Below are 23,485 nucleotides of genomic sequence, written 5' to 3'. Positions count from 1 at the left end.
CCATGACCCGCCCCCGCATCCGCTGGCATATCGTTGTATTTCTGGCACCTGCCGTACTCGTCTATACCGCTGTGATGATTTTCCCGCTGTTCAACACACTGCGCCTTGCACTGTATACAGAGGTTGATCAGGCTCGCGTGTTTGTCGGATTGCAGAATTTCCGGACGCTGTTTTTCGATCCCAACTGGTCGGATCAGTTCTGGAATGCTCTGGGTAATAATTTTTGGTTCTTCCTGATCCATATGTTGGTTCAGAACCCGATCGGCATCGCGCTGGCCGCCCTTCTCAGCCACCCCCGTCTACGGTTTGCTGCCCTGTATCGCTCGGCGATCTTTATTCCTACGATCCTCAGCTTTGTAATCGTGGGCTTTGCCTGGAAACTGATCCTGTCGCCGATCTGGGGCATTGCGCCTTCGATGCTGGATGCTGTTGGGCTGAAGTCCCTCTTTGCGCCGTGGCTGGGAAAAGAGGAATACGCACTGACCACGCTGGCGCTGATCTCGGTCTGGCAGTTCGTAGGCATCCCGATGATGCTGATCTATGCCGCCCTGCTGACCATCCCCGAAGAAATCCTTGAGGCTGGAGAGATCGACGGCATCACCGGGGCCTCGGCCTTCTGGAAGATCAAACTACCGCTGATCCTGCCCTCGATCGGGATCATCTCGATCCTGACCTTTGTGGGTAATTTCAACGCATTCGACCTGATCTATGCCTCTCAAGGCGCGCTGGCCGGTCCCGATTTCTCAACCGATATTCTGGGCACCTTTATGTACCGCACCTTCTTTGGCTTCCAGTTGCAGCTGGGCGACCCGCATATGGGGTCCGCCATCGCCGGGGCCATGTTCGCAATCATCCTGGTGGGCGTCTGCATCTATCTGTTCGGCATCCAGACCCGGATGCGCCGGTATCAACTGTGAGGGCCAAGTGATGAACAAAGCACGCCAAAACCCCCTCAACACCGCAGCAATGCATGCCGGGTTGATCCTGTACACGCTGATCGCGCTGTTCCCGGTCTTTGTGATCCTGATCAACAGCTTCAAAACCCGCCGGTCGATCTTTCGCGAACCGCTGGCCCTGCCCAACGCAGACAGTTTTTCGCTGATCGGCTATGAGACGGTGATGAAGCAGGGGGATTTCTTCCTGTACTTCCAGAACTCGATGATCGTCACCGTGGCGTCGTTGTTCTTTATCCTGCTGTTCGGTGCCATGGCGGCCTATGCGCTGTCCGAATACCAGTTCAAAGGCAACCTGCTGATGGGCCTGTATCTGGCACTGGGGATCATGATTCCGATCCGCATAGGCACTGTCGCAATCCTTGAGATGATGGTGGCGACCGGGTTGGTGAACTCACTTTGGGCGCTGATCCTGGTCTATACGGCACAGGGTTTGCCGCTGGCTGTGTTCATCCTTTCCGAATTCATGCGGCAGGTCAGCGACGATCTGAAAAACGCCGGGCGCATTGATGGGCTGTCGGAATATACGATCTTCTTCCGCCTGGTGCTGCCACTGGTGCGGCCCGCCATGGCGACGGTGGCGGTGTTCAACATGATCCCGATCTGGAACGACCTTTGGTTCCCGCTGATCCTGGCCCCCGCCGAAGAGACCAAGACCCTGACGCTGGGCAGCCAGGTCTTTATCGGTCAATTTGTCACCGACTGGAACGCGGTCCTGTCAGCCTTGTCGATGGCAATCCTGCCGGTCCTGGTTCTCTATGTCATATTCTCACGCCAGCTGATCCGCGGCATCACGTCAGGGGCTGTCAAATGACACGTGTTCTGATCGCAGGTCTTGGCAATATGGGGTTCAGCCACGCGCTGGCCCATCACCATCACCCGGACGTGCAAATTGCCGGGCTGGTGAACCGATCCGGGCGCGTGGATCACCCCGATCTGGCGGATTATCCTGCCTATTCGGATTTCGAAACCGCGCTGGCCGAAACAAACCCGAATCTGGTCGTGATCGCCACACATTCCGACAGCCATGCGGATTATGCCTGTGCGGCGATGGAAGCCGGGGCGCATGTCTTTGTAGAGAAACCGCTGGCCACCAATGTCGCTGATGCGCGGCGCGTGGTCGAAACCGCCATCCGACTGAACCGCAAGCTGGTTGTTGGCTACATCCTGCGCCACCACCCCTCGTGGGTGCGGCTGATTGCCGAGGCCCGCAACCTGGGTGGGCCTTATGTATTCCGCCTGAACCTGAACCAGCAATCCAGCGGCGCGGAATGGGAGACGCATAAAGCGTTGATGCAGACCACCTCGCCCATCGTGGATTGCGGCGTTCACTATGTCGATGTGATGTGTCAGATCACCGATGCCCGGCCCGTCCGTGTCCACGGAATGGGTCTGCGCCTGTCAGATGAGATCGCGCCCGACATGTACAATTACGGGCAGTTTCAGGTGGTTTTCAATGACGGCTCGGTCGGCTGGTATGAGGCCGGCTGGGGCCCGATGATGTCGGAAACCGCGTTCTTCGTGAAAGATATAGTGTCGCCCAACGGTTCGGTCTCGATCACCGACGGGAACAAGGGCGCCTCGGCGGATATTGACGGCCACACAAAGGTTGGCGGTCTGCTAGTCCACACACCGCAAGGCGACCACACAATCGACATGCCCGGTGAACCCGGTCACCAGGAACTCTGCGATGCCGAACAGGGCTATATGCTGCGCGCCATCGCCGAAGACATAGACCTGACGCGTCATATGAATGACGCTGTCCAATCCCTTGCCATTTGCCTGGCCGCAGATGAAAGCATCCGCACTGGCCAGCCCGTTTCCTTTGAGGAGCAAGCGACATGACCGCCCTGACGCTGAACAAAATCAATAAATCCTTCGGCAATGTGCATGTCCTAAAAGACATCACGCTTGAAGTCGAAGACGGCGAGTTTGTCGTCTTTGTCGGCCCTTCGGGCTGTGGCAAATCCACCCTGTTGCGGGTGATTGCGGGGCTCGAGGATGCATCGTCCGGTGAGATCAACATTGGCGGGCAGCAGGTCAATCTGGTGCCGCCATCCAAGCGCGGCATCGCGATGGTCTTCCAAAGCTATGCGCTTTACCCGCATCTCAGCGTGCACGGCAACATGACCCTGGCGCTGAAGCAGGAAAAGCAGCCCAAATCGGAAATCGAAGGCCGCGTGGCCAAAGCCAGCCGGATGCTGAACCTCGAGCCCTATTTGGATCGCTTCCCCTCGGAATTGTCGGGCGGTCAGCGTCAGCGGGTTGCCATTGGCCGCGCCATCGTGCGCGAACCCAAACTGTTCCTGTTTGATGAGCCTCTGTCCAATCTGGATGCCGCGCTTCGCATGAATACGCGAATCGAGATCGCCAACCTGCACCGAGCGCTGGATGCGTCGATGATCTATGTCACCCATGATCAGACCGAGGCCATGACATTGGCCGACAAGATCGTCGTTCTGCGTGACGGCCGGGTAGAACAGATCGGTAGCCCGATGGAACTGTATAACAATCCCGCGAACCAGTTTGTGGCAGGGTTCCTCGGCTCGCCGTCAATGAATTTTCTGCCTCAAGGATTGCTCAACGAAAGCGGCCGGAACACGATCGGCATTCGGCCCGAGGATCTGTTCCTTGCAGATGACGGCCCGCTCACTGCACGCGTCAGCCATGTTGAGAAGCTGGGCGGAGACACAAATGTCATCGCGCAGATCAACGAACACGCCATAACCGCCCGGCTGTTTGGCCAGCATGCGATATCCGAAGGGCAGGAATTGCGTTTCGCCTATTCTCCGGGCAAGGCCTATCGGTTCAATGCGGACGGTCAGCGCCTTACCTGACCGCTTTTCCTGTCAAAAAGCCAATAAAAACAAGATGTGATCAGCCCGTTTTGACGGGCTGATCACATCGGCGTATCCTAACGCATCCAAAGTTTATCTGTTTCCTGAGTATCCCGGCACCATTGTTAATGGTGCTGTTATTACCCTGTCACAGATGCCCCCTAAATCCGTTTCATCGACTTTTCACAGACAGCCAGGAGCAATCCATGAAAGACGTTGACCCTACCACACTTTCCGCCGACGATTGGGACGAGCTGCATTTCCCCCGCCCTGAAGAAAACGACTTTGACCGTGTCGTCGAAAGCGCCATTTCCCGCCGTGGATTTCTGTCCGGCGTCGTGGCTTTCGGCTCTGGCGCGGCTGCGTTGGGAACCAGCCTGCTTGGCTCGACCTCGGCGCAGGCACAGGCTGCATCCCGCTTTGCCTTCAAACCAATCGCCGCACAGACCGACGGCACCGTCCATGTGCCCGAAGGGTACGACTGGCAGATCCTGATGCGCTGGGGTGATCCACTGTTTTCGGATGCCGATGGCTATGACCTCGCCGAGGGCGGCCCGGTTGAGAACTCGGACCGCATCTTTGGCGAGAATACCGACGGCATGGAGACCTTTACCTTCCAGGGTCACGAGCTGATTGCGATCAATCACGAATATCCGAACGGTAAAATCAACCTGCCAGCCGCGCAGGAAGGTGTTCCGGCCAGTGCTGACGACGTGCGCAAACTGCAGAACCTGCAAGGCGTGACCGTGATGGAAATCACCGAAGGCCCCGAAGGTTGGTCGGTGGTCAAGGACAGCCCGTTCAACAGGCGCATCCACCACAACACGCCGATGGCTATCGTCGGCCCCGCCGCTGGCCACGACCTGCTGAAGACCGAGGCCGACCCGACCGGCACAACCTCGCTGGGCACTATGAACAACTGCGGTGCAGGCAAGACGCCCTGGGGCACCTATCTGACCTGTGAAGAGAACTTTAACGGCTATTTCGGCTCCAGCGACGAAAACGCCAGCTACGATCAGAAGGTCGCGGACGGCTTCAAGCGCTATGGTGTCAAAACCGAAAGCTGGAACGGCTACGAGCTGTTCGACCCACGGTTCGATACCTCCAAAAACCCCAATGAGCCGCACCGGGTGGGCTGGATCGTCGAAATCGACCCGACCAAACCGGACAGCACCCCGGTCAAACACACTGGTCTGGGTCGCTTCAAGCATGAGAATGCCGAGGTGACTCTGGCCGCTGATGGCCGCGTGGTTGTCTATATGGGCGATGATGAGCGGGGCGAGTATCTGTACAAATTCGTCTCGAACGGAACCTATCAGCCCGGCGGCGAAACCCAGAGCCTGTTGAACGACGGCACGCTTTACGTGGCGAAATTCAATGACGACATGACAGGCACCTGGCTGCCGCTGACGCCGGATGCAACCGGCATGGATGCGGCGGATATTGCGATCTTCACCCGAATGGCGGCGTCCAAGGCGGGTGGCACGACCATGGATCGCCCTGAATGGGTCGCGTCCAGCCCGGTAGCGGTCGAAGCCTATTGCTGCCTGACCAACAACAAGAACCGCGGCGTGAAACCAAATGCCGGGGGTGATGATACGTCGACCAACGGCCCCAACCCGCGTGAAGCCAATAAATACGGCCAGATTGTCCGCTGGAAACCCGCCGATGACGATCACGCAGCCGACGCGTTCGTCTGGGATCTCTATGTCATGGCGGGAAATCCGACGGTGCACTCTGACGCCCGCGCCGGGTCGGCCAATGTGAACGAGGGCAACCTGTTCAACTCACCCGACGGAATGACCATTGACTCGACTGGTCTGGTCTGGATCCAGACCGACGGCAATGACGACAACGAAGAAGACTTTGCAGGCCACGGCAACAACCAGATGCTGGTCGGCGATCCGGTCACTGGCGAAATCGCCCGTTTCATGACCGGTCCGAAAGGATGTGAGGTCACGGGGCTGGCTTGGTCCAGCGATCTGCGCACCATGTTTGTCGGCATTCAGCATCCCGGCAGCGAATGGCCGGATGGAGGCACACCGCGCTCGTCGGTGATCACGATCAAGCGCACCGACAACGGGCTGGTCGGTTAAGCTGTTCCAGATTGTCCCCGGTCCTATGGGTCGGGGAGGTCTATTCCTCAGATATCCTTACCCGGCGGCTCCAACGGTCCGCCCGGAGCCATCAGGTGGCGCTCGGACAGCCAGGGGTTAAGCTCCAAAGCATGTGACAGTGCCGCACGGGCTTCATCAATCCGATGCAAGCCAAGCAGCGTTAGGGCGCGCCCGCTGATCGCCGCGACATGGTTCGGAGACAGCTCGATCGCCTTGTCCAGATCCGGCAACGCAGATGCGAAATCCTGGCTAAGATAATATGCAAAGGCGCGCTGATTGTACCCCTCGGCATAGTGCGGGCAGTATTCGATGAGCTTGTCAAACTCCTCGATGGCGCCCCGAAGGTCCCAGCCACTGCGGCGGGTCATACCCCGGTCCAGCACGGCCTGCGCAACAGCGTCGGGCGCATCGGTCCAGAACTCCCATAATTGATTGGAAAATGTCTGGGCTTCGGCCTCGTTTCCAACATCCTGAATTTGCGCGATTACGGCCGAGATGCTTTCGGTATGATCCGGCGAGGACGGGCATTCTTCAGACCAGGCGACACCCGGAGGGGCCGCCAACACTAGCAGAGGGAACACAAAACGCTTCATACGCGTATGGTGACGCGCTTGCGCAATTCGTCAACCCACCCTGTCCAAAGCGCCTGAAACAACGGTTTCCTTAACTGCCTCCATCGCCACAAAGGTCGAGGTATTCGCCACATGCGGAAGCGAGGATATCTTCTCAGCCAAAACGGCGCGGTATTCCGACATTGAACCAGTGCGGATTTTCAGCAGATAGTCGAAATTCGACGCGATCATATGGGCTTGCTCGATTTCGGGCACCTTGCGGACTGCGGCGTTAAACTCGGCCAGTGCCTTCTCTCTCGTGTCGGTCAGGCGCACCTCGACAAAAGCCACATGGTCCAGCCCCAGTCGGATCGGGTCCAGTAGGGCGCGATACCCGGTGATCACCCCGCTAGCCTCAAGTCGCTTTAGACGCGCCTGGGTTGGGGATTTCGACAGCCCGATCCGCCGCGCAAGGTCGGCAACTGATATGCGCCCATCCTCTGAGAGAATCGCCAAGATCGCTCGATCAAACCGATCCAAATCCGGAAAGTTCATTTGCACGGCATTATCCCCTAAATACAGTCTATCCGACCAGATGAATTAAAAAATACGGCAATCGTCCTGAGAAATCGACATTATATTCAACAAAAGCCTGGAGGATTCATGTCACACAGCCTGAGCACCCATATCGACAGCCAAACCTACGCTGATCAAACCGCCGTTCTCGACAATCTTATCGATCATGCCGCGCTGTCTGAAACTGATCGAGCCCAAATCTGTGCGGCAGCCGCCCAGCTTGTGCGTGATATTCGATCCAGTACATCGCCGGGCATGATGGAGGTGTTTCTGGCCGAATATGGCCTGTCCACCGATGAGGGAGTGGCGCTGATGTGTCTGGCCGAAGCGCTGCTGCGCGTGCCGGATGCCGACACGATCGATGCTCTGATCGAAGACAAGATCGCGCCGTCCGACTGGGGCAAGCATCTTGGGCAATCCTCCTCGCCGCTGGTGAATGCCTCGACCTGGGCGCTGATGCTGACCGGTAAAGTTCTCGACGACGGCAAGCCCTCGCCTGTAAGTGCCCTGCGTGGCGCGATCAAAAGACTGGGTGAACCGGTTATCCGCACGGCCGTCGGGCGCGCGATGAAGGAAATGGGCCGTCAGTTCGTGCTGGGCGAGACCATCCAGTCGGCGATGGAACGTGCCAGCGGGATGGAGGCCAAGGGCTATACCTATTCCTACGATATGCTGGGTGAAGCCGCACGGACCGAGGCCGACGCGGCCCGATATCATTTGTCTTATTCCCGTGCCATCACCGCCATTGCAGAGGCCTGCACCCATGATGACATTCGTGCCAATCCAGGCATCTCGGTAAAGCTGTCAGCGCTGCACCCTCGGTATGAGTTAGCACAGGAACAGCGGGTGATGGCTGAGCTTGTCCCCCGCCTGCGCGCCCTGTGCCTTTTGGCCAAAGCCGCTGGCATGGGCCTGAACATCGACGCCGAAGAGGCCGACCGCCTGTCGCTGTCCCTGCAGGTCATCGAAGCGGTGATGGCCGAGCCTGCACTCGCAGGATGGGACGGATTCGGAATTGTGGTTCAGGCCTATGGTCCGCGTGCTGGAATCGCTCTGGACGCGCTCTATGGAATGGCCGAGCGCTATGACCGCAAACTGATGGTGCGGCTGGTCAAAGGCGCCTATTGGGATACCGAAATCAAGCGCGCTCAGGTTGAAGGCGTCGAGGGTTTTCCGGTGTTTACCAGCAAGGCCGTGACCGATGTTTCCTATATTGCTAATGCGCGAAAATTGCTGGGCATGACCGACCGGATTTATCCGCAGTTTGCCACCCATAACGCCCATACGGTCAGTGCAATTCTGCAAATGGCAACTGATCAGCCTTTCGAATTTCAGCGGCTGCACGGGATGGGAGAAACCCTGCACCATCTGGTTAAGGACGCAAACAACACACGCTGCCGCATATACGCGCCTGTCGGGGCCCATCGTGACTTGCTGGCCTACCTGGTGCGACGACTGCTTGAGAATGGTGCGAACTCTTCATTCGTGAACCAAATCGTGGATGATACTGTTCCCCCGGAGGAGGTTGCAGCCGATCCGTTTCTCACTCTCCTCGAACCGGCGCTCCCCATTCCAACCGGACCCGAGCTGTTTCAACCCGAGCGGCCCAATTCGCAGGGGTTTGACCTACGGCACATTCCCACTTTGGACCGGGTCAACGCCGCGCGGGACGCGTTTCGGACGCATCACTGGTATGCGCGCCCGTTGTTGTCCGGCGATGCGCGGCCCGATGACGATCAGCCCATCGTCAACCCCGCACAGTCGCGGGATCGCCCCGGTGCTGTTGCCCCGGCCAGCGCACAAGATGTCGAGCTTGCTTTGACTGCAGCCACCCCCTGGCAGGTAGTGGCAGATCAACGCTCGCAGGTTCTGAACGCCGCCGCCGACCTTTACGAGACCCATTTCGGTGAGCTTTTCGCCCTGCTGGCCCGTGAGGCTGGTAAGTCCCTGCCCGATGCAGTCGCCGAACTGCGCGAGGCGGTAGATTTCCTGCGCTATTATGCGGTGAATATACCCGACGCAGAACCAGCGGGTGTGTTCACCTGCATCAGCCCGTGGAACTTTCCGCTGGCCATTTTCACCGGTCAAATATCCGCCGCTTTGGCCACTGGGAATGCGGTATTGGCAAAGCCCGCACCGCAGACACCATTGATCGCGCATCGCGCCGTTGAATTGCTGCACGAGGCCGGAGTGCCACGCAGGGCGCTACAGTTGCTGCCGGGCGGTCCATCGGTGGGCGCAGCCCTGACCTCGGACCCGAGGGTGTCGGGAGTGGCCTTTACCGGCTCGACCGGGACCGCCCTGAAAATCCGTGCGGCCATGGCCGGAAACTTGCGACCGGGAACGCCTCTGATCGCGGAAACCGGTGGCTTGAATGCGATGATCGTGGACAGCACCGCCCTGCCCGAACAGGCGGTTCAGTCGATCATCGAAAGCGCATTCCAATCAGCGGGACAAAGGTGCTCGGCGTTGCGCTGTCTTTATGTCCAAGAAGACATTGCCGATGATCTTCTGACTATGCTGACAGGGGCCATGGACGCGCTGCTGGTTGGCGATCCCTGGCCGATTTCAACCGATTGCGGCCCCGTGATCGACGAAGATGCCCGCCTTGGAATCGCTGATCACATCGCATTGGCACGGTCCGAAGGGCGTGTCCTGAAAGAGATGTCCGTCCCTGGCGACGGCACGTTCATCGCCCCAACCCTTATCGAAATCCCCGGCATTGCCGAGTTGGAGCGCGAGGTGTTTGGCCCCGTCCTGCATGTAGTGCGGTTCAATTCCTCGGAGTTGGATCAGATCATCGCCGATATCAACGCCACAGGATACGGGCTGACCTTTGGCCTGCACACACGGATCGACGACCGCGTTCAGCACATCACCGAAGCTGTTCATGCCGGAAACATCTACGTCAATCGCAACCAGATCGGCGCCATAGTTGGATCGCAACCCTTTGGCGGCGAGGGCCTGTCGGGGACCGGCCCAAAGGCGGGCGGGCCGAACTACCTGACCCGTTTCTGCGCCCCGGACCGGAAGGTCAGTCCCGAGCAATGGTCCACCGATATAACCGATCTACCATTGCCAGAAGGAAAATCTGCTGAGATCAAGGCGCGGTTGCTGCCCGGTCCGACGGGTGAATCGAACCGCCTGAGTGAATTCTCACGCGCACCGCTATTGTGTATGGGCCCCGGAGTTGAAGCCGCACAAGCGCAGGCCAACGCGGTCAAAGCACTGGGCGGGCGGGCTATCACTGCTATCGGCGCGTTAGACCTGCACCGGCTTGAAAACCTGACTGGCTTCTCGGGCGTATTGTGGTGGGGCGACGACGCAACCGGTCAGGAAATCGAGCGTCATCTGTCCCGGCGTGCAGGCCCAATCATCCCTCTGATCCCCGGCCTGCCAGATCGCACCCGCGTTCTGGGAGAACGACATGTCTGTGTCGACACCACTGCTGCGGGTGGGAATGCCGCATTGCTGGGGGGTGCGGCCTAAACAGGCCTTGACGCTGGGCAGCCAACCGCCCAGCGTCGCACCATGTTTCCAATTCGTGACCATAACCCTTCGGGACGCACACCGTATGTCATCTATCTGTTGATGGCTGCAAATATCCTGATTTTCCTCAGCTATGCGGGAAGCATGGAGAACCAGCGGCTGATCACCCAGCTGTATACCGACTTTGCGGTGGTGCCCGCCCGGATTACGGACGGCTATACGCTTGAGACCCTCGTGACCTCGATGTTCCTGCATGGCGGCTGGATGCATCTGGCAGGAAACATGCTGTTCCTGTGGATCTTCGGCGACAACCTCGAAGACGAGATGGGCCACCTGCCCTTTCTGCTGTTCTATCTTGCCGCCGGTATCGGGGCCGGTCTGATCCACGTCGTCACAGCGCCACAATCTCTGGTCCCTACGATTGGTGCGTCTGGCGCAATAGCTGGCGTCATGGGTGGCTATTTGTTGATGTTCCCCAAAGCGCGCGTGGACATCCTGCTTGTTCTGGTGATCTATTTCCGTGTCTTCTCGATCCCGGCGTTTGTCATGCTAGGCGTGTGGCTGGGTATGCAGTTCATTGGGAGCCTGTCAAGCAACCCCGACGAGGGCGGCGTCGCCTATTGGGCCCATACCGGGGGCTTCCTTGTTGGTTTGCTCTTGTGCATACCCCTTTGGTTGCGGCGCGGCGCGAGTGACTATTGGAACCGCACCCATGGGCATCCGCCCCATCCAGAGCACAAATACAAGCTGTCACAATCCCGCATCCCCCGCATCCCGCGCCGGTAAGCGCCCACCGCTGAGCAAGGTAACCTCTTGCGCGGCGGCTTGTACCAATTGGCCCAATTCCGACGCGCGTTCAGTGCTGAACCGGGCGGTAGGGCCAGATACGGAAATGCCCGCACAGGGTTCCCCCCGGTCGTTGAAGATGGCCGCACCGATGCATGACATCCCCTCGTATCGTTCCTCCCGATCATGCGACCACCCGCGGGCCCGGGTCTGATCCAGATCGCTTTGTAGTGCATCGCCGGGCACCAGTGTTTGAGGCGTGAAGACCTTTGTGTCCAACGTGCCCAGCGCTTTGATCAATGCAGCCTCGTTCAACGCGGCCAAGATCGCCTTACCGGTGCCCGAGGCATACATCGGTGTCCGCGCGCCCGGAGGAAAAAAGGCCCGGATCGGATTGGCCGTTTCGACCTGCCCCACAAACACCACTTCGGCCCCGTCCGGAACGGCTAGATTCGCCGTCTCGCCGCTATCTTGCATCAGCCGGCGTAAAATGGGCCTTCCGATTTCGATAACACCATTACGGCGTAGAAAGGACGCTCCGGTGCGATAGGTCTCGATCCCGATCATCCATTCTTGACGCTCTTCATCAAAGGCGACGAAACCGTGCTTCTGCAGCGTCACCAGAATTCGGTGTGTTGTTGCCGTGGGCACATCAACTTCGCGCGCCAAATCGCTGAGTGCTGCGCGTTCCAGACGGGCCACTGTGGTCAAAACGCTAAGCGCCCGATCCAGCGATTGCATGGTCCCGGCCGAGCTTTCCTTGAACAGCGATTTTGGTCTGCCGCGTGGCCTTTTCTGCGTTTCCATCCCAGGCATTTCCTTTCAGCTGTCCAAAGTTTCTCGCGTCCGGATTTCTTGTACGTAAAAATGAAAAACGGAAAAGTGTAATATATCAGTAGCTTAATATTTATCTTCAATAAATGAAAATATTTTTCAAGAAAATTGCGTAATGCAGCTTTTTCCCGGACACTTATCTCCAAAGCAGAGGAACAAGCCATGTCGAACCAAAACCCGGTTTTCATTCCCGGCCCGACCAACATACCTGATAGATTGCGCCTGGCCATGCAGGTCCAGACGCAGGATCATCGCGCGCCGGACTTTGTCCAGACATTTGCACCCGTACTGGAAGACACCAAGAAGGTCTTTGATACCGTTGCGGCCCAGATCGTTACCTTTCCCGCCAGCGGCACAGGTGGATGGGAGGCTGCAATCACCAACACGCTCAGCCCCGGTGATAAGGTCCTGATTGCGCGCTATGGCGTTTTCAGCCACCGCTGGATTGATCTGTGCACACGTCACGGGCTTGACGTTCAGGTCATCGACTGCCCTTGGGGCAGCGGCGCCCCCGCCGACCAATTTCAGACGGTTCTGACTGGGGACAAAGCGCATGAAATTCGCGCCGTTCTGGTCACTCATAATGAAACGGCGACAGGGGTGCTTTCGGATATCGGGGCTGTAAGACGGGCGATGGATGCCGCCAATCATCCGGCGCTTTTGATGGTGGACTGCGTCAGCTCTTTGGCCTCTGTACCGTTCGAGTTCGACCGCTGGGGCGTCGACATCGCGGTTTCGGGATCGCAGAAGGGATTCATGCTGGCCACTGGCATGGCCATCCTTTGCGTCAGCCAGAAAGCGCTGGACGCGATGGAAACCGCAGAGCTGCACCGGACCTTTTTCGATTTCCGGGATATGATGGCGGCCAATGCGACCGGAGGGTTTCCCTATACACCACCTCTGCAACTGATCTACGGGCTGCGTGAAAGCCTGAAGATGCTGTTTGAAGAAGGCTTACCGAATGTTTACGCCCGTCATCATCGGCTTGCCGAGGGTGTCCGGCGCGCCGTCGATGCTTGGGGGCTGGAACTGGTTGCTCAATCGCCAGACCTTTACTCAGACACGGTCAGCGCAATCTACGTGCCCGAAGGGTTCGACAGCAACATTCTGACCGACCATGCCTTTAACACCTACGGGATGTCCTTTGGTGTTGGCTTGGGCCAGTTGCACGGCAAGGCGTTCCGTATTGGGCATCTGGGCAGTCTGACAGATGCGATGGTCCTGTCCGGACTCTGTACGATCGAGATGGCAATGGCCGATCTAAGCTATCCGATCACGTTGGGCTCTGGCGTCGCTGCAGCCCAGGAACACTTTCGCGCCACACCCGGCAACCGAACCGAGGCCGCGGCGTAAGGAGAATGACAATGTTGGATCACCCCTCTGCCGCGGATCTGACGATCGAGGACATGCGTGTCGCGCATGATCGGATCAAACCGCATATCCGCCGAACTCCGGTCATGGTTTCGGACCACCTGAATGACCTGACCGGCGCGCAGCTGTTCTTCAAATGCGAAAATTTCCAAGAAGCCGGGGCCTTTAAGGTGCGTGGGGCCTGCAACGCTGTATTCGGCCTTGCAGACCATTTGATGCCCAAGGGTGTTTGCACGCATTCCAGCGGCAACCACGCCTTGTCTTTGTCTTATGCGGCCGGCCGCCGCGGTATTCCGTGCAACGTGGTCATGCCGCGCACAGCCCCGCAGGCCAAGAAGGATGCAGTTCGTCGATATGGCGGTACAATCACCGAATGTGACCCTTCGACAAGCTCGCGCGAAGCAACATTTGCCGAGGTTCAGGCCCGAACCGGTGGCGAATTTGTTCACCCCTATAACGACCCGCGTGTGATTACCGGTCAGGCCACCTGCTCCGCCGAACTGCTGGAACAGACTGGTGGTATGGACGCCGTTATCGCGCCCATCGGCGGTGGCGGCATGATTTCAGGCACCTGTCTGACGGTTTCGAACCTTGCGCCCGAGACCGCAATTTATGCAGCGGAACCGGAACAGGCGGATGACGCTTACCGGTCCTTCAAGGCCGGTCATATCATCGCAGACGACGCCCCCAAGACAGTCGCGGATGGGCTGCTGGTGCCCCTGAAAGAAAACACCTGGCATTTCGTATCCAACCACGTGACCGATATTTTTACCGCCTCGGAAGAGGAAATCATCGAAGCGATGAAACTGACCTGGAAGCACCTGCGCGTGGTGATGGAGCCGTCTTCGGCGGTTCCTCTGGCAACCATTTTGAAGAACCCAGAGGTTTTCCGAGGCAAGCGCATTGGCGTCATCGTGACCGGTGGCAATGTAGACTTGGACAAACTGCCCTGGCTGAAAGGGTAAGGAGAAACAACATGAACAAGACCGTAAATTTTGAAGACCTCGAGGTCGGCTTCGACATCCCTGCCGCGATCGGCATGGACGAAAGCGAGATACAGACGCCTTGCCTGATCCTTGATCTGGACGCGCTAGAGAGCAACATCCGAAAGATGGGCGATTTCGCAAAGGCCCATGGGATGCGCCATCGTGTTCATGGCAAGATGCATAAATCGGTCGATGTGGCCAAGCTGCAGGAACGGTTGGGCGGTTCGGTCGGCGTCTGCTGTCAGAAAGTGTCGGAAGCCGAGGTATTTGCCCGTGGCGGCATTACGGACATCCTTGTATCCAACCAGGTGCGCGACCCGGCCAAGCTTGACCGACTGGCACGGCTGCCCAATTTCGGCGCACGTATCATTGTCTGCGTGGACGACATCGACAATATCTCCGACCTGTCGGCTGCCGCTTCGCGTCACGGCACAGAACTGGAAGTGTTCATCGAGATCGACTGCGGCGCAGGGCGCTGTGGTGTAACCACGACACCGGCGGTCATCGAGATTGCCAAAGCTGTGCAAGCAGCGCCAAATCTGAAATTCACCGGCATTCAGGCCTATCAGGGTGCGATGCAACATCTCGACACCTATGAGGCCCGTAAAGAGAAGCTGGATGTTGCCATTGCCATGGTCAAAGACGCTGTCGCCGGGTTGAAAGCAGAAGGGATCGAGTGCGAACTGGTTTCGGGCGGCGGCACCGGTTCCTATTACTTCGAAAGTAACTCGGGCGTTTACAACGAATTGCAATGCGGCTCTTACGCCTTCATGGACGCGGATTATGGGCGGATTCTGGATCAGAACGGCCAGCGGATTGATCAGGGAGAATGGGAAAATGCGCTGTTCATCCTGACCAGCGTCATGAGCCACGCCAAAGCAGACAAGGCCATCTGCGACGCCGGCCTCAAGGCGCAGTCGGTCGATAGCGGCCTGCCCTTTGTGTTCGGGCGTGATGATGTCGAATACCTCAAGTGCTCGGACGAGCATGGGGTTATCGGGGATCCAGACGGCGTACTGAAGGTCAATGACAAGCTGCGGTTGGTGCCGGGCCATTGTGACCCCACCTGCAATGTCCATGATTGGTACGTGGGCGTACGGGGCGGCAAAGTCGAAGCCCTGTGGCCGGTCTCGGCCCGCGGGAAAGCCTATTGAGATGAGGGATGTTATGAAAAGCGACGGCCTGCTGATTGTAGGCGAAGATCTGTGTGAGAAACTGGTAGGACGCCAGCAGGCCTTTGACGCTGTACAAGCTGTGTTCAGTGCGATGGCTAAAGGTGGCGCGTGGAACTTTCCCGTTATCCGCGAGGCTTTGGGCCATGCCGACGCACTCTATGGGTTCAAATCGGGATTTGACCGCGACGGTCAGGTGCTGGGCCTCAAATCCGGTGGATACTGGCCGGGCAATGCGGCGAAGGGCCTGACCAACCACCAATCCACGGTGTTTCTGTTCGACCCCGATACCGGGCGATTGTCCGCGCTTGTCGGGGGCAATTACCTGACAGCGGTGCGCACAGCGGCCTCTTCGGCGGTTTCGATCGCGCATCTGGCGCGGCAAGACGCAAGAGTACTTGGTATGGTCGGGGCCGGACATCAGTCAACTTTCCAGCTGCGGGCGGCGGCGGAACAGCGCGACTTCGAAAAGGTCATTGCCTGGAACCCGCATCCCGACATGCTGCCCCGACTTGCAGCTGTGGCCACTGAGGTTGGGTTGGAATTCGAGGCCGTCAGCCAACAGGAGCTTGGCGCACAAGCGGATGTGATCATCACCATCACCTCGGCTTTTGAGCCGCTCTTGATGAAAGACTGGATCAAGCCCGGCACGCATCTGGCTTGCATGGGCACCGACACCAAAGGCAAACAGGAGGTTGACGCGGATCTCGTCGCCGCGGCGTCTGTCTTTACCGACGAGGTCGCCCAGTCCGTGACAATCGGCGAGGCCCAACATGCCATCAGCCTTGGCGCCTTGACCGAGGATGCAATCGCGCCCATCGGCGCCGTCATCAATGGTGACCACCCCGGTCGGACAAGCGACGATCAGATCACTCTGTTTGATGGAACCGGGGTCGGGTTGCAGGATCTTGCAGTCGCCTCTGTCGCTGCAAGATTGGCTGAAGAGGCCGATCTAGCCCAGCGCGCGACCCTCTGAAACGAAAAAGCGCGCCTCAATCGGGCGCGCTTGCTTGACCTGTCTGTTGGTGGCTCAGCCCCGGATGACCTTGGAAAACTGATCAAAGATGGGCTCGTTGGAACAGATGACCTCGCCATCCTCCAGCACGTTACCTTCCGGGTTCAAAGCCTGCACAAAGCCACCAGCCTCTTTCACGATGATGATCCCGGCGGCAACATCCCAGGCATTCAGACGGCGTTCCCAAAAGCCTTCATACCGGCCAGCAGCAACATAAGCCATGTCCAGCGCTGCTGCGCCCCACCGACGTACACCGGCGCAGACTGGCATCAGACGCGCCAGATCCTGCAGGGTCGCAGGCAAGTCAGACCGTCCGCCAAAAGGCAGCCCGGTCGAAAAGATCGACTCGATCATGCGGTGACGACCCGAAACGCGGATACGGGTGTCGTTCATCCAGGCGCCTTCGCCATTTTCTGCAAAGAACATCTCGTCCTTGGCGGCGTCATAGATCACACCGGCAACAATTTTGCCTTTATGTTCCAACGCGATCGAGATCGCCCAGTGCGGCAGGCCGTGCAGAAAATTCGTGGTGCCATCCAGCGGATCCACAATCCAGCGGCGGGTGGGATCTTCGCCGGCAATCTCGCCGCCCTCTTCGGCCAGCCAGCCATAGGTCGGGCGCGCGCCAAGCAGTTCCTCTTTCAGGATCGACTCGGCTGCAATGTCTGCCTTGGACACAAAATCCCCGGCGCCTTTCATCGACACCTGAAGGTTCTCGACTTCACGAAAATCCTTGACCAGTGAACGCCCCGCTTTGCGCGCGGCTTTGATCATGATGTTGAGGTTTGCACTGCCAACCATTGTCCAAAGGCTCCTGTCCGGTCAAACCGCGCGTATACTGGGGCAATGCGCCCTTGCCAAGAGGAATGATACGCATAGCAGACCCGCGTTTTGTGCCTATTGCTCCTGCAGCTTGCGCGCCTCGGTTTTGGCCAGCTTGATCAGCTCTTGCACAAAGGGTTTTTCAAGGTCCTCGGTGCGCACTGCGGCGTACAGCCTGCGCGTAATTCCGTCTTTGGTCAACGGGCGGGTAACATAGTCAGAATTATACTTCACCTCACGCACGACCCAGTCCGGCAGCACAGATATCCCCCGGTTCGACGCGACCAGCAATAGGATCACAGCGGTCAGCTCAACCTGCCGGATTGCGGCCGGTTCAACCCGCGCAGGGATCAGCAGCTGGCTGAATACATCCAACCGTGTACGTTCGACCGGATAGGTAATCAGGGTCTGGCCCCGAAAATCTTCGGCCTCAATGAACTCTTTCTGGGCAAGCGGGTGTGTCGAAGCCGCGACAAACACCGCGTCATAGTCAAAGAGTTCGATGAATTCGACACCGGGCAGATCTTCTGGGTCCGAGGAAACGACCAGATCGACCTCTTCTTTTTGCAAAGCCGGCAAGGCATCAAAGGCCAGGCCGGGGCGGATATCGACATCCACATCGCCCCAGGATTTACGAAAGGATTCCAGCACCGGGAACAGCCACTCAAAACAGGCGTGGCATTCAATGGCGATATGCATACGGCCCGTGCGCCCGTCGCGCAAAGAAGAGAACTCCTGCTGTGTTGCCTCGACCTGCGGCAGGATCTGCTCGGCCAGGCGTAACAGCCGCAAACCGGCCGCCGAAAGTTTCATCGGTTTGGACCGGCGCAAGAACAATTCGACCCCGGCCTGATCCTCTAGGCCTTTGATTTGATGGCTCAACGCGGATTGAGTGATGTTCAGTTGATCTGCGGCACGGGCAAGCCCGCCACATTCATGGATCGCCTTGATCGTACGCAGGTGGCGGAATTCGATATGCATTGCGCGGAACTCATGTTGTTCTTGAATAATATGAGTTTGTCTCACAATGCGTAAGCTGGCACAAGGGTCAGAGATTTCACCCGTGAGGCCGAGATGACAAGACCAGAAGTTTCATTTGAATTTTTCCCGCCACAGACACTTGAGGCTTCATTCCGCCTTTGGGATACGGTGCAAACACTGGCACCGCTTGAACCGCGCTTTGTTTCTGTCACGTATGGCGCGGGGGGCACCACGCGCGAGCTGACGCGCGATGCGGTGGCCACATTGCACAAGTCCTCTGGCCTGCCTGTTGCTGCACATCTGACTTGTGTGGATGCGTCACGTCAGGAAACACTGGAAATCGCAGATACCTTTGCTCGGGCGGGCGTGGAGAACATCGTCGCATTGCGCGGCGATCCACCCAAGGGTCAGGATCGGTTCGCGCCGCACCCGGATGGGTTCGCGGACTCGGTCGAATTGATCGAAGCGCTGGCAGAAACCGAGATGTTCAGCATCCGTGTTGGCGCCTATCCGGACAAACACCCGGAAGCACAGGATTTTGCCGCTGATATCGACTGGCTAAAGGCCAAGCTGGACGCGGGTGCCGACGAAGCGCTGACACAGTTCTTCTTTGAGGCCGAGACCTTTTTCCGTTTCCGCGATGCCTGTGAAAAGGCAGGGATCGACAAGCCCATCGTTCCGGGCATCCTGCCAATCGAAAACTGGAAAGGGGCGCGCAACTTTGCCCGCAGATGCGGGACACATATTCCGGATTGGATCGAGAATGCCTTTGAGAAGGCCATTCGTGACGACCGCGAAGACCTGCTGGCCACCGCGTTGTGCACAGAACTTTGTTCAGACCTGATCGAGGGCGGAGTAGACAAGCTCCACTTTTACACCCTGAACCGGCCGGAACTGACCCGGGATGTGTGCTTTGCCCTTGGAGTCACACCAAAGGCCGAGCTTCAGAACGTCGCTTGATATCCGCTTGTTTCAGACTGTGCACCCGGGGCCAAAACCCCGGGTGTTTTTGTGGAACAAGTTGGGATTGCCTTGCCTAACAGGGGCCACTTGAACAATCCAACTGAAGCCTTATTCATTGTCGCGGTAAACCGTTCAATTCTGTTACAAATTTGACTTTAGCAGCCGCCAATTCATTGTGGGGCCGTATAGTTTGTTTATGAGTGAATTTAGTATGGAACCTTTTGACAAGGTTAGTGCCCGCGCCAATGCATTCGGCACACTTGGTCTGGCTCAAAGCGCCAGTTCAGATGACATTCGAGAAGCGTGGCGCGACATCGCATTCGAAGCCCACCCCGATAAGAATGGCGGAGACGGTGCGGCCTTGGCCAACGCCAAGGCGGCCTATGATTTGCTGCGCAGCGAGGGGCTGGCCGGGAAAGGTCTGGCGGGCTCGGCGGCGGGGAAACCACGCCGCCCCCGATTGCGCAAACGCGTTATTCAGCTGGAAACCCAAGATATTGATGCCTGTCGTGCAATGTTGAATACGGCGCTGCCCCACTTGCAGGACACCCGGGTGGACAGTCAAGATGTGGATCGCCTGCAAGATGCTGACCACATTCCGGACGCTGTCGGCTTGCATGGCCGCAACCTGACTTATTTCATTTCCGCACCTGTCTGCGAAGGTGCTAACCGCGTCGCATTGCCGACGAGTGTTCTTGCTGGCTCCAAGCGCGTCAAGACAGAGATTCTGAGCTTTCAGTCCAAAGATGCGGGCACTGGTGAAGTTGTCGTACCCGCTGCGCTTGCGACCAAGAAATTTCCGGGCGCCCGCAGCGTGCGGATCAGATTCAACGCCGACCAGCAAACGCAGGATGAGTACTGGTTGGCCGGATGACAAACAAAAATCCCGGCAAATCAATGCCGGGCTTTGCATCCGTTGCAGAACTCTCAGTTTGCGACCGGGCCTTCGGAGGTAAACTTCGGGATCACGCTGCTGGAGGCCCCGTCGGCCTCGATGCCCGGCCAGTTTCCTTCAGCCAGATTGATATTGCCGGGAATATCTTCTTCAAAGAACCCGACAACCACATCGGTAATGTTCAGATACAGCTTGTCATCAACAATCCGCCACAGGTTCGGGTTCGCAGGCACCTTGCCGCCGCGTGACACGCCATAGGCGCAGTGACCGTCATATTGCGGCGCATAATAAGCAGGGTTTTCCAAGAACTTGTCCCGGTTCTCTTCGGTCGAGAATGCCCAGGTAACGCCGTTGTATTCGGCCGTAATATCTGACCTTCCGCGGACGGCTTCGGGCTGTGATTGACCGACAGCAACCTGATCCAGACTGCGATAGGCAACCACGTCATATCCCGACACCGCATAGCCGGTGCCGTCCACATACTGATCACCTGCAAGGGCAGGCATGGCAAATGCCAAGGTCGCAGCTAAGGTCCAGGCAAGTCGTTTCATAAGGGCGGTCCTTTTTTATTGGATGGGTGATCGGCCCGGAATACGGGGCTGTGCAGAGAATAGGTGATTCCTCGATCGAACGCAGTCCCGCTCGCGTCGCTGTGACATCGAATGAGAAAACGTGAAGTCTTTTGCACTGAATGTTACAAAATCTTCCCAACGGGCAGGGTTGGACTTTGCCCTTTGCAATATTAGCTGTTGAAGCGAACGGATAATTCACCCGAACTTTGCTGAGAAAGGCAAGAAATGAGCGAGCAATCGACCTATACGCCCCCGATGGTCTGGACATGGGACAGCCAAAACGGCGGACAATTCGCTAATATCAACCGCCCGATTGCGGGGGCAACTCATGACAAGGATTTGCCTGCTGGGCGCCATCCTCTGCAGCTCTATTCGCTTGCCACTCCGAACGGGGTAAAAGTAACCGTCATGCTGGAAGAGCTTCTGGCGCTAGGCCATGAAGAGGCCGAGTATAACGCTTGGCTGATCAACATCGGGGAGGGAGATCAGTTTAGTTCGGGCTTTGTCGAGGCCAACCCGAACTCGAAGATCCCTGCCCTGTGGGATCGGTCCGGTGAAAAACCAGTGCGCGTGTTCGAAAGTGCCTCGATTCTGTTTCACCTGGCTGAAAGGTTCAACGCTTTCCTACCCCAATCCGGGCCCGAACGGACAGAGGTGATGAACTGGGTTTTCTGGCAAATGGGCAGTGCACCATATCTGGGTGGCGGGTTTGGCCATTTCTACGCCTATGCGCCCGAGAAATGGGAATATCCCATCAACCGCTTTGCCATGGAAACCAAGCGGCAGCTGGATGTTCTGGATCGGGAGTTGTCCGAGAAAACCTATATCGCAGGCGAGGATTACTCTATCGCCGATATCGCGATCTGGCCCTGGTACGGACAACTGGTTCTTGGGCGCCTGTACAGCGCAGCCGAGTTCCTGGACGTCGAATCCTACAAGAACGTCATGCGCTGGGCCAAGGAGATTGACGCCCGTCCCGCCGTGAAACGTGGTCGCATGGTCAATCGTGCCTTTGGCGAAAAGCATACACAGCTTCACGAACGCCACGAGGCCGGTGACTTTGAAACGCGTACACAGGACAAGCTGGAGCCGGCAGCCGAGTAAACAAACCGGGCTTCGCGGATCAATCTGCGAAGCCCCATTCTGCCATTACTTGAGCAAAGGCGGTTTATCCGGATCGCGCCCAGGAGCGATATGCGCATTCACACGCGCCTCAGGCTGCGGCAGATCGTACCGCAAACCCACCCGCGCCAAAGACGCTGCGGCCGTGTCACTTGATTTGAAAAAACCTACGTCCATTGCCCCAGCTTCGACCCCGGAAAAGGTAAGCGCTTCGGACGCGGCCTTAGCCAGAGCTGCCTCTGCCCCTTCGACGGCATCGACAAAACCCAGCAAATGCCCGAACCCACCTTCAGCCGTTTTGGTGCTGACCAGATAGGCGGCTTGCGCCAACCCAATGGCCGTAGCCAGCTTGGCGTCCAAAGCTGTCAGCAGTTCGTCAGGCAGCCCCGATGGAGCCAAGAACTCGGACAGGTGCTGTTGCACCTCTTCGGGACCATGCTGCAAAGTTTCCACCAACCAGCCCAATGCCTCGGGCGGGATCAACATCGAGGACGGGGCAACCTCAAGGTTCAACCCCAGCCCGATCCCCTGCCCCGACAACATAGACGATAAAACCCGCCCCGACAGCGCAACATAGGGTACCGGGCGGTCTGCGAAGCGGGCCAGCCGGTCTTCGCGATCGAAAGCCAGCACAAAACGCCCGTCTGCCACGTCGAACAATTCGGGCGAAATATTCTCGTTCTTTGCCTCTTCCGTCAGCATCAGGAACAGCTCACTGTCAGCCAGCCGCTCAAAGAAACGCAGACGGGCCGCATCATCCTGCGGAGCGGCCTCAGCCGCGGCATGGGCGGCGTCCAGAGCCGAAATCTCAGTCATTCAGAACCTCTTGCACCCGTGCGCGCAAAACCGGCAACAGATCGGCTTCGAACCACGGGTTTTTCTTCATCCATGCCGTATTCCGCCAGGACGGATGAGGCAAGGCAAAGACCCGCGGCGCATAGTCCCGCCAGTTGCGGACGGTTTCGGTGACTGACCCACGTGACTTCAGGTGATATCTATGGGCGTGCCCCCCGACAAGAATGGTCAACGGCACAGGCCCAAGATCCGCCATGACCCGATCATGCCAAGTCTGACCGCATACTGGCGGAGGAGGCAAATCTGCCTTGCGCGCATCATAGCCGGGAAAGCAAAACGCCATTGGAACGATCGAGACACGTGAACGGTCATAAAACAGCTCCTCATCAACACCCAACCACGCCCGAAGCCGATCACCGGAAGGGTCGGTAAAAGGGCGACCCGACGCATGCACACGTGCCCCCGGAGCCTGACCACAGACCAAAATAGGCGTGTCTTTGCGGAACCAGACAATGGGTCTTGGTTCATGCGCGGTTTCGGTTGCCGCAAATCGGTCGGCACAAATACGGCAGGCCTCTATTTCTTTTTCGAGTGGGTTCATGAGATCGCAATCAGTGCCGCATCAGATGGTTGGTGTTCTGAAAGCAA

General features: G+C 57.9%; 22 protein-coding genes. 14 read left to right on the top strand and 8 right to left on the bottom strand.

From position 1 onward, the window contains the following. The first annotated feature begins 2 nt into the window (after positions 1–2). The 5 genes from AC2FLE_RS00575 (at position 3) to AC2FLE_RS00555 (ending at position 5,886) form a co-directional block, all read left to right on the top strand. The gene (locus tag AC2FLE_RS00575) at positions 3–917 is read left to right on the top strand and encodes a carbohydrate ABC transporter permease (protein WP_142636674.1); all 915 of its coding nucleotides are present in this window, start codon (positions 3–5) and stop codon (positions 915–917) included. Between the two features lie 10 nt (positions 918–927). Then, positions 928–1,767, top strand: a complete 840-nt coding sequence (locus tag AC2FLE_RS00570) for a carbohydrate ABC transporter permease (protein ID WP_142636672.1) — start codon at positions 928–930, stop codon at positions 1,765–1,767. Next, complete coding sequence (locus AC2FLE_RS00565) at positions 1,764–2,798, top strand: Gfo/Idh/MocA family protein (RefSeq protein WP_496694744.1); 1,035 nt, start codon at positions 1,764–1,766, stop codon at positions 2,796–2,798. Before AC2FLE_RS00570 ends, AC2FLE_RS00565 begins: the two co-directional genes overlap by 4 nt. Continuing rightward, the gene (locus AC2FLE_RS00560; protein WP_496694743.1) at positions 2,795–3,790 is read left to right on the top strand and encodes an ABC transporter ATP-binding protein; all 996 of its coding nucleotides are present in this window, start codon (positions 2,795–2,797) and stop codon (positions 3,788–3,790) included. Before AC2FLE_RS00565 ends, AC2FLE_RS00560 begins: the two co-directional genes overlap by 4 nt. A gap of 206 nt (positions 3,791–3,996) precedes the next feature. Next, positions 3,997–5,886: a PhoX family protein gene (locus tag AC2FLE_RS00555; RefSeq protein ID WP_496694742.1), complete on the top strand. Its 1,890-nt coding sequence runs from the start codon at positions 3,997–3,999 to the stop codon at positions 5,884–5,886. A 47-nt stretch (positions 5,887–5,933) separates the two neighbouring features. Here AC2FLE_RS00555 and AC2FLE_RS00550 read toward each other — a convergent pair whose 3' ends face one another. Both AC2FLE_RS00550 and AC2FLE_RS00545 read right to left on the bottom strand, forming a co-directional pair. Further along, positions 5,934–6,500, bottom strand: coding sequence for a tetratricopeptide repeat protein (locus AC2FLE_RS00550; protein WP_271949329.1), 567 nt, complete (start codon positions 6,498–6,500; stop codon positions 5,934–5,936). A 30-nt stretch (positions 6,501–6,530) separates the two neighbouring features. Beyond that, positions 6,531–7,013 carry an Lrp/AsnC family transcriptional regulator gene (locus AC2FLE_RS00545; protein WP_425595921.1) on the bottom strand — a complete coding sequence of 161 codons (483 nt, stop codon included), beginning with the start codon at positions 7,011–7,013 and terminating at the stop codon, positions 6,531–6,533. Positions 7,014–7,121: 108 nt separating this feature from the next. On the opposite strand from AC2FLE_RS00545, the gene putA reads away from it, so the two are divergent. Both putA and AC2FLE_RS00535 read left to right on the top strand, forming a co-directional pair. Next, a complete protein-coding gene (gene putA / locus AC2FLE_RS00540) occupies positions 7,122–10,523 on the top strand; it encodes a bifunctional proline dehydrogenase/L-glutamate gamma-semialdehyde dehydrogenase PutA (protein ID WP_496694741.1) in 3,402 nt (1,133 codons plus the stop codon). 42 nt (positions 10,524–10,565) lie between these two features. Continuing rightward, a complete protein-coding gene (locus AC2FLE_RS00535) occupies positions 10,566–11,309 on the top strand; it encodes a rhomboid family intramembrane serine protease (RefSeq protein WP_496694740.1) in 744 nt (247 codons plus the stop codon). Here AC2FLE_RS00535 and AC2FLE_RS00530 read toward each other — a convergent pair. Then, the gene (locus AC2FLE_RS00530) at positions 11,274–12,116 is read right to left on the bottom strand and encodes an IclR family transcriptional regulator (RefSeq protein WP_496694739.1); all 843 of its coding nucleotides are present in this window, start codon (positions 12,114–12,116) and stop codon (positions 11,274–11,276) included. The two genes, AC2FLE_RS00535 and AC2FLE_RS00530, sit on opposite strands and share 36 nt — an antisense overlap. Before the next feature lie 189 nt (positions 12,117–12,305). Between AC2FLE_RS00530 and bhcA the strand changes: the two genes are divergently transcribed. From bhcA to bhcD, 4 genes are read left to right on the top strand one after another with little or no spacing between them, the layout of a single operon-like run. Continuing rightward, positions 12,306–13,496 carry an L-aspartate--glyoxylate aminotransferase BhcA gene (bhcA, locus tag AC2FLE_RS00525; protein ID WP_496694738.1) on the top strand — a complete coding sequence of 397 codons (1,191 nt, stop codon included), beginning with the start codon at positions 12,306–12,308 and terminating at the stop codon, positions 13,494–13,496. Positions 13,497–13,507: 11 nt separating this feature from the next. Further along, on the top strand, positions 13,508–14,479 hold the full coding sequence (bhcB, locus tag AC2FLE_RS00520) for a beta-hydroxyaspartate dehydratase BhcB (RefSeq protein ID WP_496694737.1): 972 nt from the start codon (positions 13,508–13,510) through the stop codon (positions 14,477–14,479). An 11-nt stretch (positions 14,480–14,490) separates the two neighbouring features. After that, positions 14,491–15,654, top strand: a complete 1,164-nt coding sequence (gene bhcC / locus AC2FLE_RS00515; RefSeq protein ID WP_496694736.1) for a 3-hydroxy-D-aspartate aldolase BhcC — start codon at positions 14,491–14,493, stop codon at positions 15,652–15,654. A 13-nt stretch (positions 15,655–15,667) separates the two neighbouring features. Then, entirely contained in the window at positions 15,668–16,648 is a 981-nt protein-coding gene (gene bhcD, locus AC2FLE_RS00510; RefSeq protein WP_496694735.1) for an iminosuccinate reductase BhcD, read from the top strand. Positions 16,649–16,702: 54 nt separating this feature from the next. Here bhcD and AC2FLE_RS00505 read toward each other — a convergent pair whose 3' ends face one another. Continuing rightward, the gene (locus tag AC2FLE_RS00505) at positions 16,703–17,488 is read right to left on the bottom strand and encodes an inositol monophosphatase family protein (RefSeq protein ID WP_496694734.1); all 786 of its coding nucleotides are present in this window, start codon (positions 17,486–17,488) and stop codon (positions 16,703–16,705) included. A gap of 96 nt (positions 17,489–17,584) precedes the next feature. After that, entirely contained in the window at positions 17,585–18,490 is a 906-nt protein-coding gene (locus tag AC2FLE_RS00500) for a LysR family transcriptional regulator (protein WP_271949308.1), read from the bottom strand. Between the two features lie 93 nt (positions 18,491–18,583). Between AC2FLE_RS00500 and metF the strand changes: the two genes are divergently transcribed. Together metF and AC2FLE_RS00490 are read left to right on the top strand one after the other, a co-directional pair. After that, positions 18,584–19,450 carry a methylenetetrahydrofolate reductase [NAD(P)H] gene (metF, locus tag AC2FLE_RS00495; protein ID WP_496694733.1) on the top strand — a complete coding sequence of 289 codons (867 nt, stop codon included), beginning with the start codon at positions 18,584–18,586 and terminating at the stop codon, positions 19,448–19,450. 214 nt (positions 19,451–19,664) lie between these two features. Continuing rightward, complete coding sequence (locus AC2FLE_RS00490) at positions 19,665–20,327, top strand: J domain-containing protein (RefSeq protein ID WP_496694732.1); 663 nt, start codon at positions 19,665–19,667, stop codon at positions 20,325–20,327. A gap of 53 nt (positions 20,328–20,380) precedes the next feature. Here AC2FLE_RS00490 and AC2FLE_RS00485 read toward each other — a convergent pair whose 3' ends face one another. Next, positions 20,381–20,899 (bottom strand): YHS domain-containing (seleno)protein, encoded by a 519-nt coding sequence (locus AC2FLE_RS00485; RefSeq protein ID WP_496689615.1) that lies wholly within the window; start codon positions 20,897–20,899, stop codon positions 20,381–20,383. A 246-nt stretch (positions 20,900–21,145) separates the two neighbouring features. Between AC2FLE_RS00485 and yghU the strand changes: the two genes are divergently transcribed. Beyond that, positions 21,146–22,024: a glutathione-dependent disulfide-bond oxidoreductase gene (gene yghU / locus AC2FLE_RS00480; protein WP_496694731.1), complete on the top strand. Its 879-nt coding sequence runs from the start codon at positions 21,146–21,148 to the stop codon at positions 22,022–22,024. Between the two features lie 45 nt (positions 22,025–22,069). On the opposite strand, the gene AC2FLE_RS00475 is transcribed toward yghU, so the two are convergent. Continuing rightward, positions 22,070–22,858: an SseB family protein gene (locus AC2FLE_RS00475; protein WP_281972684.1), complete on the bottom strand. Its 789-nt coding sequence runs from the start codon at positions 22,856–22,858 to the stop codon at positions 22,070–22,072. Beyond that, positions 22,851–23,438 (bottom strand): uracil-DNA glycosylase family protein, encoded by a 588-nt coding sequence (locus tag AC2FLE_RS00470; RefSeq protein WP_282027571.1) that lies wholly within the window; start codon positions 23,436–23,438, stop codon positions 22,851–22,853. The genes AC2FLE_RS00475 and AC2FLE_RS00470 overlap by 8 nt, the downstream gene beginning before the upstream one ends. Positions 23,439–23,485: the final 47 nt, after the last annotated feature.

The organism is Ruegeria sp. CDSA077, from assembly GCF_059612265.1.
The sequence above is the reverse complement of the archived record's forward strand: the minus strand, read 5'-3'. Positions and strand labels throughout refer to the sequence as shown.

Coding starts and splice junctions, on each gene's coding strand:
- AC2FLE_RS00575 (WP_142636674.1), top strand. CDS start 3: ATGACCCGCCCCCGCATCCGCTGGCATATCGTTGTATTTCTGGCACCT.
- AC2FLE_RS00570 (WP_142636672.1), top strand. CDS start 928: ATGAACAAAGCACGCCAAAACCCCCTCAACACCGCAGCAATGCATGCC.
- AC2FLE_RS00565 (WP_496694744.1), top strand. CDS start 1,764: ATGACACGTGTTCTGATCGCAGGTCTTGGCAATATGGGGTTCAGCCAC.
- AC2FLE_RS00560 (WP_496694743.1), top strand. CDS start 2,795: ATGACCGCCCTGACGCTGAACAAAATCAATAAATCCTTCGGCAATGTG.
- AC2FLE_RS00555 (WP_496694742.1), top strand. CDS start 3,997: ATGAAAGACGTTGACCCTACCACACTTTCCGCCGACGATTGGGACGAG.
- AC2FLE_RS00550 (WP_271949329.1), bottom strand. CDS start 6,500: ATGAAGCGTTTTGTGTTCCCTCTGCTAGTGTTGGCGGCCCCTCCGGGT.
- AC2FLE_RS00545 (WP_425595921.1), bottom strand. CDS start 7,013: ATGAACTTTCCGGATTTGGATCGGTTTGATCGAGCGATCTTGGCGATT.
- putA (WP_496694741.1), top strand. CDS start 7,122: ATGTCACACAGCCTGAGCACCCATATCGACAGCCAAACCTACGCTGAT.
- AC2FLE_RS00535 (WP_496694740.1), top strand. CDS start 10,566: ATGTTTCCAATTCGTGACCATAACCCTTCGGGACGCACACCGTATGTC.
- AC2FLE_RS00530 (WP_496694739.1), bottom strand. CDS start 12,116: ATGGAAACGCAGAAAAGGCCACGCGGCAGACCAAAATCGCTGTTCAAG.
- bhcA (WP_496694738.1), top strand. CDS start 12,306: ATGTCGAACCAAAACCCGGTTTTCATTCCCGGCCCGACCAACATACCT.
- bhcB (WP_496694737.1), top strand. CDS start 13,508: ATGTTGGATCACCCCTCTGCCGCGGATCTGACGATCGAGGACATGCGT.
- bhcC (WP_496694736.1), top strand. CDS start 14,491: ATGAACAAGACCGTAAATTTTGAAGACCTCGAGGTCGGCTTCGACATC.
- bhcD (WP_496694735.1), top strand. CDS start 15,668: ATGAAAAGCGACGGCCTGCTGATTGTAGGCGAAGATCTGTGTGAGAAA.
- AC2FLE_RS00505 (WP_496694734.1), bottom strand. CDS start 17,488: ATGGTTGGCAGTGCAAACCTCAACATCATGATCAAAGCCGCGCGCAAA.
- AC2FLE_RS00500 (WP_271949308.1), bottom strand. CDS start 18,490: ATGCATATCGAATTCCGCCACCTGCGTACGATCAAGGCGATCCATGAA.
- metF (WP_496694733.1), top strand. CDS start 18,584: ATGACAAGACCAGAAGTTTCATTTGAATTTTTCCCGCCACAGACACTT.
- AC2FLE_RS00490 (WP_496694732.1), top strand. CDS start 19,665: ATGGAACCTTTTGACAAGGTTAGTGCCCGCGCCAATGCATTCGGCACA.
- AC2FLE_RS00485 (WP_496689615.1), bottom strand. CDS start 20,899: ATGAAACGACTTGCCTGGACCTTAGCTGCGACCTTGGCATTTGCCATG.
- yghU (WP_496694731.1), top strand. CDS start 21,146: ATGAGCGAGCAATCGACCTATACGCCCCCGATGGTCTGGACATGGGAC.
- AC2FLE_RS00475 (WP_281972684.1), bottom strand. CDS start 22,858: ATGACTGAGATTTCGGCTCTGGACGCCGCCCATGCCGCGGCTGAGGCC.
- AC2FLE_RS00470 (WP_282027571.1), bottom strand. CDS start 23,438: ATGAACCCACTCGAAAAAGAAATAGAGGCCTGCCGTATTTGTGCCGAC.